Here is a 7,309-nt window from a genome sequence, read left to right on the forward strand (position 1 = left end):
ACGGCCGCCTCCCGGCACCGGCCACGTCCGATCATGGCGTGCGAACCGGACGGTGGCCACACTTTTCTGTAGGGATCCAACAGCGACTCATCTGCGCCACTGTCGGTCGCCGATTCTCCGTATCGCGCACGGTACCGATAGGTTTTCGGAAGACCACACAGCCAAGGAAAGGGTGATCCGTTGAGCCGCTCGGTTCTCGTCACTGGAGGAAACCGGGGCATCGGCCTCGCCATCGCCCGCGCGTTCGCCGACGCCGGCGACAAGGTCGCGATCACCTACCGCTCGGGTGAGCCGCCCAAGGACCTCACCGCGGCCGGCGTCCTCGCCGTCAAGTGCGACATCACCGACACCGAGATGGTGGAGCAGGCCTACAAGGAGATCGAGGAGAAGCACGGAGCCGTCGAGGTCCTGGTCGCCAACGCGGGCATCACCAAGGACCAGCTCCTGATGCGCATGTCCGAGGAGGACTTCACGTCCGTCCTCGACACCAACCTCACCGGCACCTTCCGCGTCGTGAAGCGGGCCAACCGCGGCATGCTGCGCGCCAGGAAGGGCCGCGTCGTCCTCATCTCCTCGGTGGTGGGTCTCTACGGAGGCCCCGGGCAGGCGAACTACGCCGCCTCCAAGGCGGGTCTGGTCGGCTTCGCGCGCTCCCTCGCCCGGGAGCTCGGGTCGCGCAACCTCACCTTCAACGTCGTCGCGCCCGGTTTTGTCGATACGGACATGACCCAGGTGCTGACGGACGAGCAGCGCGCGAACATCGTGGCGCAGGTGCCGCTCGGCCGTTACGCCAAGCCCGAGGAGATCGCCGCGACGGTGAAGTTCCTCGCGTCGGACGACGCCTCGTACATCACTGGAGCCGTCATCCCGGTTGACGGCGGATTGGGCATGGGTCACTGATCACCATGAGCGGAATTCTCGACGGCAAGCGCATCCTCGTCACGGGCGTCCTCACCGAGGGCTCCATCGCCTTCCACGCGGCCAAGGTCGCGCAGGAGCAGGGCGCCGAGGTCGTCCTCACCGGCTTCGGCCGGGTCACGCTCGTGGAGCGCATCGCCAAGCGGCTGCCCAAGCCCACCACGGTCATCGAGATGGACGTGACCGACCAGGAGCACCTGGACTCGCTGGCCGCGAAGGTCAACGAGCACTTCGGCGACGACGAGGGCATCGACGGCGTCGTCCACTCGATCGCCTTCGGCCCGCAGGGCGCCTTCAACTTCCTGGAGGCCGACTGGGCGGACGTCTCGACGGCCCTCCAGGTCTCGGCGTACTCCCTGAAGTCGCTCACCATGGCGCTGCTCCCGCTGATGGAGAAGCGCGGCGGCGGCTCGGTCGTCGGCATCACCTTCGACGGCTCCATCGCCTGGCCGAAGTACGACTGGATGGGCGTCGCCAAGGCCGCCCTGGAGTCCACCGGGCGCTACCTGGCGCGTGACCTCGGCGGCCGCAACGTCCGCGTGAACATGGTCTCGGCCGGCCCGATCAAGTCGATGGCCGCCAAGTCCATCCCGGGCTTCGAGGAGCTCGCGGACGTGTGGAACCACCGCGCCCCCATCGGCTGGGACCTCACCGACCCGGAGCCCGCGGGCCGCGGCGTCGTCGGCCTCCTGTCGGACTTCTTCCCGAAGACGACGGGCGAGGTCGTGCACGTCGACGGCGGCGTCCACATGATGGGTGCCTGAGCAGGTCCTCGACGTACGTCTGTGTACGTTCGTCCCGTACGTGGCCGACGCCCCGCTTCCCGCAGTGCGCGGGAGGCGGGGCGTCGCCCGTTCGGCCGCCTGACCGGGCGGGCCCCGGCCCGGACCGCGCACCCTGAAGTGTGCGCTGGTCACCTGGTGCGGTGCTCGCCGCCCTCGCCCTGCTGGTCGCCCTGCCCTCCGACGCCGCGTCCCACGGGGCCCAGGGAGCGGTGACCCGCGCGGCCGACGGCGGCGACAGGGGCGGGGCGGCACGGCCGGCCCGTGCGGACCGGCCGTTCGGGGCGGAGTGCCGCAGCAGCGTCCAGGGGTCGACGGCCGTCGCGTACTGCCACAACCCCTACCCCGAGACGGACCGGGTCCGCCTGCACATCGAGTGCGACCGGTGGTGGGACGTCGACAGCGACAGCGCTCCGGTCGCCGCCGGACCGGCGGGGACGGTGCGGCTCACCGGGCGGTGCTGGAAGGAGATCCGCTCGGTGTGGGTCAGCCACCAGCGGTGAGGCCGGGGAGACGGTGAGGTCGGGGAGCGCCGGAGCGGGCGGGCGTCAGGCGTCGGCCGCGAAGCGCTCCGGGCGGCACAGATAGGGATAGCTCGCCGCCTCCGCCGCGGCGGCCTCCGCGTTCCCCGCCCGGATCGCCTCGACCAGCCGCCCGTGGTCCATGTAGGCCTCCGGGGTCAGCTCCCGGCCGATGTCCTCGCGCAGCCAGTCCCGCAGCACCTCGCCCAGGTCCGCGTACATGGCCGTCATGACGTCGTTGTGCGACGCGGCCACCACCGCCAGGTGCAGCGTCGAGTCGGCCGTCACGAACGCCTCGGCGTCGCCCGAGGCCCAGGCCTCCTCGCGGCGGGCGAGCAGCGTGTCCAGCTGCCGCAGATCGCGCTCGGTGCGCCGCTCGGCGGCCAGCTTCGCCGCGCTCGACTCCAGCGTGGCGCGCAGCTCCGCGATGTGCCGGGGGCTCGCGTCGGCGAACCTGCGCTGCATCACGCCCGCCAGCTCGCTGGTCGCGACCACATAGGTGCCCGAGCCCTGGCGGATGTCGAGCAGGCCGTTGTGGGCGAGGGCGCGGACCGCCTCCCGCACCGTGTTCCGGGCCACGCCCAGCTGCTCGACCAGCTCGGGCTCGGTGGGGATGCGGGAGCCCACCGGCCACTCGCCGGACGAGATCTGGTTGCGCAGCTCGGCGATGACCTGCTCGGAGAGTGCCGAGCGGCGAGGCGTGGTCAGGGGCATGACGTTCCTTCGGGCGAGCGGTCGGACGGGAGGCCGGACGGTGTCGGGCGGGTGCCCGGTGGTGCTTGCATCGTGAAACGGATTGGACAGCCAATCATCCCATGATTCTATGATGGCTCCCATGGCGAGTGAGGAAGCGAAGACGACGAGTCCGGCGACGGGTATGGCGACAGGTACGGCGACGACGGCGCCGGAGGTGCCCACCGGACGCACCAGTGGCACCGGCAGCACCGGCAGCACCGACGTGACCGGCGGGGCCGGACCCGCGCGGGCCGCGACGGCCACCGGGAAACCGTCACCCACGCGCGCGTGGACGACGCGCCTCGTCATCGTCGGCATCGTCCTCGCGGCCCTCAACCTGCGGCCCGCCATCACCAGCCTCGGCGCCCTCCTCGAAGAGGTGCGCGACGGGCTCGGCATGAGCGGCACCCTCGCCGGTCTCCTCACCTCCGTGCCGCCGCTGTGCTTCGCCGCCTTCGGCAGCCTGGCACCGCGCTTCGCCCGGCGCTTCGGCGCGGGCGCGGTGGTCTGCGGCGGCATGGTGGCCATCGCCACGGGCCTGTTGATACGTCCCTTCCTGGGCGGCACCGTCGGCTTCCTGGCCGCGAGCGCGCTCGCGCTGATGGGCATCGCCGTCAGCAACGTCCTGATGCCGGTGATCGTCAAGCGCTGGTTCCCGGACCGCGTCGGCTCGATGACCGGCCTGTACTCGATGGCTCTCGCGCTCGGCACCTCGCTCGCCGCCGCCGTCACGGTGCCGGTGACCGACGCGCTCGGCGGCAGCTGGCGCGCGGGCCTCGCCATCTGGGCCGCGGTCGCGGTCGTGGCCATCGTGCCGTGGATCCCGCTGGTGCGTGACCGAGACACCGACGCCGCAGGTTCCGAGCGGGTGCCCGCGGCCGTGCGGAGCCAGGACGAGGGCCTGCGCATCACCCACAGCCGCACCGCCTGGGCGCTCGCCTGCTTCTTCGGCCTCCAGGCCACTGCCGCGTACATCACGATGGGCTGGCTGCCGCAGATCTTCCGGGACGCGGGCGTGCCCGCCGGTGAGGCCGGGGTGCTGCTCGCCGTCACGATGGCCATGGGCGTGCCCCTCGCCTTCGTCATCCCGCGCGTGGCGACGCGGCTGTCCCACCAGGGTCCCGTGGTCGTCGCCCTCGGCACCTGCGGGCTCGCCGGGTACGCGGGCCTGTACTTCGCCCCGGCGGGCGGCGCCTGGGCCTGGGCGCTGCTGTGCGGCATCTCCAACTGCGCCTTCCCGCTGGCCCTCACGATGGTCGGCATGCGGGCCAGGAGCAGCGCGGGCGTGGCCAAGCTGTCCGCCTTCGCGCAGAGCACCGGCTATCTGATCTCGATCCCGGGACCGCTGCTCGTCGGCGTCCTCTACCAGCACAGCGGCGGCTGGGGCCTGCCGATCGCGCTCATGGCGGCCCTGATGGTGCCGCAGGTCGTCGTCGGCGTCCTCGCGGGCCGCGACCGCACCATCGAGGACGAGGTGGCGCGGCGGGCGGCGGCCGCGCGGGCGGCAGCCTGACCCCGGGGGCCGGGGTCCGCCCGCGAGGTGCGAGACTTGCTCCATGCCAGTGCTCGACCCGAACCCCCAGAACGGCCAGAAGAAGCTGCTCCTCGTGCTCGGCGCGATGCTGGCCATCACCGTGATCATCGGAATCGTCGCGTCGGTGGCCTCCCCCTGACGATCCCTCAGCAGGCGGCGCGGGGCCCCCGCGTCGCCGGATGGTGGGGCTAGCACCACCATCCCCTAGGGGGCCAGTGTCAGGGTTAACTGGGTGGATCACCGGATGGGTTGAGGGCGCCGGACTCCGTACCTTCGAGATGTGGCCGCGAAGACGCGGCACGGAGCACTCGAAGACCATGGAGGCGGCATGTCGGCCCGTTCGCACACTCGGCGCGACCCGGCGGACCAGGCGAAGCCGGCCGGCATCGAGATCCAGCTGCCCTGGTGGGCCATCGCCCTCCCCGCGATCGCCTTCGCGGCCCTGCTCCTGCTGATACTGAACCCGGCCGACGCCCACGCGGCGAGCAGCCAGCCCGCGGTCACGGACATCCTGGAGCGCCTGCGGGACCTGCTGAACCTCGCGGCGTGACGCCTTGCACACCACCCCTGACCTCGTAGGTCACCCCGTGAAAGCCCTGTCACCCGTGCTGACGGAGCCCGCCAACTCCCTGCGCCCGCTGGCGTGTTTCATGCGAAGCTGGGACGCATGAGCGTCGCAGATCCCCGCAGGATTGTCCTCTTCCGGCATGCGAAGGCCGACTGGCCCCAGGTGTCCGACCACGAGCGCCCACTCGCCGACCGCGGCCGCAGGGACGCCCCCGTGGCCGGCCGCAGACTGGCCGAGAGCGGCATCGCCTTCGACCTCGCCCTCTGCTCGACCGCCGCCAGGACCCGCGAGACCTGGAAGCTCGCCGTCCAGGAGCTCTCGCAGCGCCCCCGGACGGTGTACGAGGACCGGGTCTACGAAGCGTCCCCCGGCGAGCTGATCGCCGTGCTCAACGAAACCCCGGACGACGTCCGGGACCTGATCCTGATCGGCCACAACCCCGGCGTCCACGGCCTCGCCGACGTCCTCAGCGGCGACGCCGAGGGCGACGCCCAGACGCGGATGAACCGCCGCGGCTTCCCGACGTCGGCGTTCGCCGTCCTGACGTACACCGGATCGTGGAAGGGCCTTGAGCCGGGGACGGCGACGCTGGTGGACTACTGGGCGCCGTCGGAGTAGCGACATCCCCACGCGGGCCTGATCCGATCTGATCCGGCCTGATCCGGCCATGTTCGACCCATGAGAAGGGCCCGGCGTCGAGGGACGCCGGGCCCGTCGGCTCTGACATGGGCGCGCGGGGCCGCGCAAGGCCCCTGACGCGTTGGGTGTGCTTGGTGTTGCGCTGGGTGTGCCGGGTCCGCTCAGTCCTGGTCCAGGTGCATGTCCGCGGCCTCGACCTCTTCGCGGGTGATGCCCAGGAGATACAGGACGGTGTCGAGGAAGGGGACGTTCACCGCGGTGTGGGCAGCCTCGCGGACCATCGGCTTGGCGTTGAAGGCGACGCCGAGACCGGCGGCGTTGAGCATGTCCAGGTCGTTGGCGCCGTCGCCGATCGCCACGGTCTGCTCCAGCGGCACGCCCGCCTCGGCGGCGAAGCGGCGCAGCAGCCGGGCCTTGCCCGCGCGGTCGACGATCTCGCCGGTCACCTTGCCGGTGAGCCTGCCGTCGACGATCTCCAGGGTGTTGGCGTGCGCGAAGTCCAGGCCGAGACGTTCCTTCAGGTCGTCGGTGACCTGGGTGAAGCCGCCCGAGACGACGCCGACCTGATAGCCGAGGCGCTTCAGGGTGCGGATGAGCGTACGGGCGCCGGGGGTCAGGCGGACCTCGGACCTGACCTTGTCCACGGCGGACACGTCCAGGTCCTTGAGCAGGGCGACCCGGGCGTGCAGCGACTCCTCGAAGTCCAGCTCGCCGCGCATGGCCGCCGTGGTCACGGCGGCGACCTCCTCCTCGCAGCCCGCGTGCGCGGCGAAGAGCTCGATCACCTCGTCCTGGATGAGGGTCGAGTCGACGTCCATCACGACCAGGCGCTGGGCACGGCGGTGCAGGCCCGCGGCCACGACCGCGATGTCCACGCCGAGGGCGTGCGCCTCCGTCGCGAGGGCGGTGCGCAGCGGCTCGGTCTCCGTGCCGGAGACGGCGAACTCCACTGCCGTGACCGGGTACTTGGCGAGCCGGAAGACACGGTCGATGTTGCCGCCCGTCCCCGTGATGCAGGCGGCGATCGCGGCCGTCGACTCCGCGGTCAGGGGGTGGCCGAGGACCGTCACCAGGGAGCGGCCGAGGCCGCGCGGGCGGTTGTCGCCGTGGCCCGAGATGATCTCGGCCTGGAGCTTCACGGACTCCGCCCAGCTGTGGACGGTGGCCCGCAGGTCGCCCTCCATACCGGGCGGCGGGGCGGTGACCAGGGCGCACAGCACTATCCGGCCACGGGTCACGACCTGCTCGATGTCGACGACATCGACGGAGTACGCGGCGAGGGTGTCGAAGAGTCCGGCGGTGATGCCTGGGCGGTCCTTGCCGAAGATCTTGACCAGAAGGGTGGGAAGGTCGGCGGTTGCGCCGGGACCTGCTGCGGTGGGCTCGCCGGAGGTCGGCGTGGGCGTCGAGGCACTCATGGTGATCCCCACGGTAGCTGGCCGGGTCGGCCTGGTGGTGGGGCTGTCCGGTCCTCGGACGGGGGTACGCCGGACGCTGGCGGTCCCTTTGCCTGGGGGACTTGGGCGGGCCGGCGTTCGTTCACCTGCGGGCGGCGGGGCGGCGGGGCGGCGGGGCGGCGGGGCGGCGGGGCGGCGGGGCGGCGGGGCGGCTG

Annotated in this window: 9 protein-coding genes; 7 read left to right on the plus strand and 2 right to left on the minus strand. The window is 72.0% G+C overall.

Features of this window, described 5'->3' with window-relative positions:
• The first annotated feature begins 180 nt into the window (after positions 1-180).
• From fabG to ACFVHO_RS35405, 3 genes are all read left to right on the plus strand, one after another.
• Positions 181-900 (plus strand): 3-oxoacyl-[acyl-carrier-protein] reductase, encoded by a 720-nt coding sequence (fabG, locus tag ACFVHO_RS35395; RefSeq protein ID WP_385724028.1) that lies wholly within the window; start codon positions 181-183, stop codon positions 898-900.
• Positions 901-905: 5 nt separating this feature from the next.
• On the plus strand, positions 906-1,682 hold the full coding sequence (fabI, locus tag ACFVHO_RS35400) for an enoyl-ACP reductase FabI (protein WP_385724030.1): 777 nt from the start codon (positions 906-908) through the stop codon (positions 1,680-1,682).
• Positions 1,683-1,822: 140 nt separating this feature from the next.
• Positions 1,823-2,203, plus strand: coding sequence for a hypothetical protein (locus ACFVHO_RS35405; protein ID WP_385724033.1), 381 nt, complete (start codon positions 1,823-1,825; stop codon positions 2,201-2,203).
• A 45-nt stretch (positions 2,204-2,248) separates the two neighbouring features.
• Here ACFVHO_RS35405 and ACFVHO_RS35410 read toward each other — a convergent pair whose 3' ends face one another.
• Positions 2,249-2,935, minus strand: a complete 687-nt coding sequence (locus ACFVHO_RS35410) for a FadR/GntR family transcriptional regulator (RefSeq protein WP_385724035.1) — start codon at positions 2,933-2,935, stop codon at positions 2,249-2,251.
• Positions 2,936-3,056: 121 nt separating this feature from the next.
• Here ACFVHO_RS35410 and ACFVHO_RS35415 point away from each other — a divergent pair, with 121 nt between their 5' ends.
• The 4 genes from ACFVHO_RS35415 to ACFVHO_RS35430 all read left to right on the plus strand — a co-directional run bounded on the left by ACFVHO_RS35415 (position 3,057) and on the right by ACFVHO_RS35430 (position 5,676).
• Positions 3,057-4,469: a CynX/NimT family MFS transporter gene (locus ACFVHO_RS35415; protein WP_385724038.1), complete on the plus strand. Its 1,413-nt coding sequence runs from the start codon at positions 3,057-3,059 to the stop codon at positions 4,467-4,469.
• Positions 4,470-4,512: 43 nt separating this feature from the next.
• Entirely contained in the window at positions 4,513-4,629 is a 117-nt protein-coding gene (locus ACFVHO_RS35420) for an SGM_5486 family transporter-associated protein (RefSeq protein WP_268255577.1), read from the plus strand.
• Positions 4,630-4,818: 189 nt separating this feature from the next.
• Entirely contained in the window at positions 4,819-5,040 is a 222-nt protein-coding gene (locus tag ACFVHO_RS35425) for a hypothetical protein (RefSeq protein ID WP_385724041.1), read from the plus strand.
• A 117-nt stretch (positions 5,041-5,157) separates the two neighbouring features.
• Entirely contained in the window at positions 5,158-5,676 is a 519-nt protein-coding gene (locus ACFVHO_RS35430; protein WP_385724044.1) for a SixA phosphatase family protein, read from the plus strand.
• Between the two features lie 182 nt (positions 5,677-5,858).
• Here ACFVHO_RS35430 and serB read toward each other — a convergent pair whose 3' ends face one another.
• On the minus strand, positions 5,859-7,115 hold the full coding sequence (gene serB / locus ACFVHO_RS35435) for a phosphoserine phosphatase SerB (protein WP_385724047.1): 1,257 nt from the start codon (positions 7,113-7,115) through the stop codon (positions 5,859-5,861).
• Positions 7,116-7,309: the final 194 nt, after the last annotated feature.

Origin of the sequence: Streptomyces sp. NPDC127108 (assembly GCF_042677545.1) — a bacterium.
Taxonomy (GTDB): domain Bacteria; phylum Actinomycetota; class Actinomycetes; order Streptomycetales; family Streptomycetaceae; genus Streptomyces.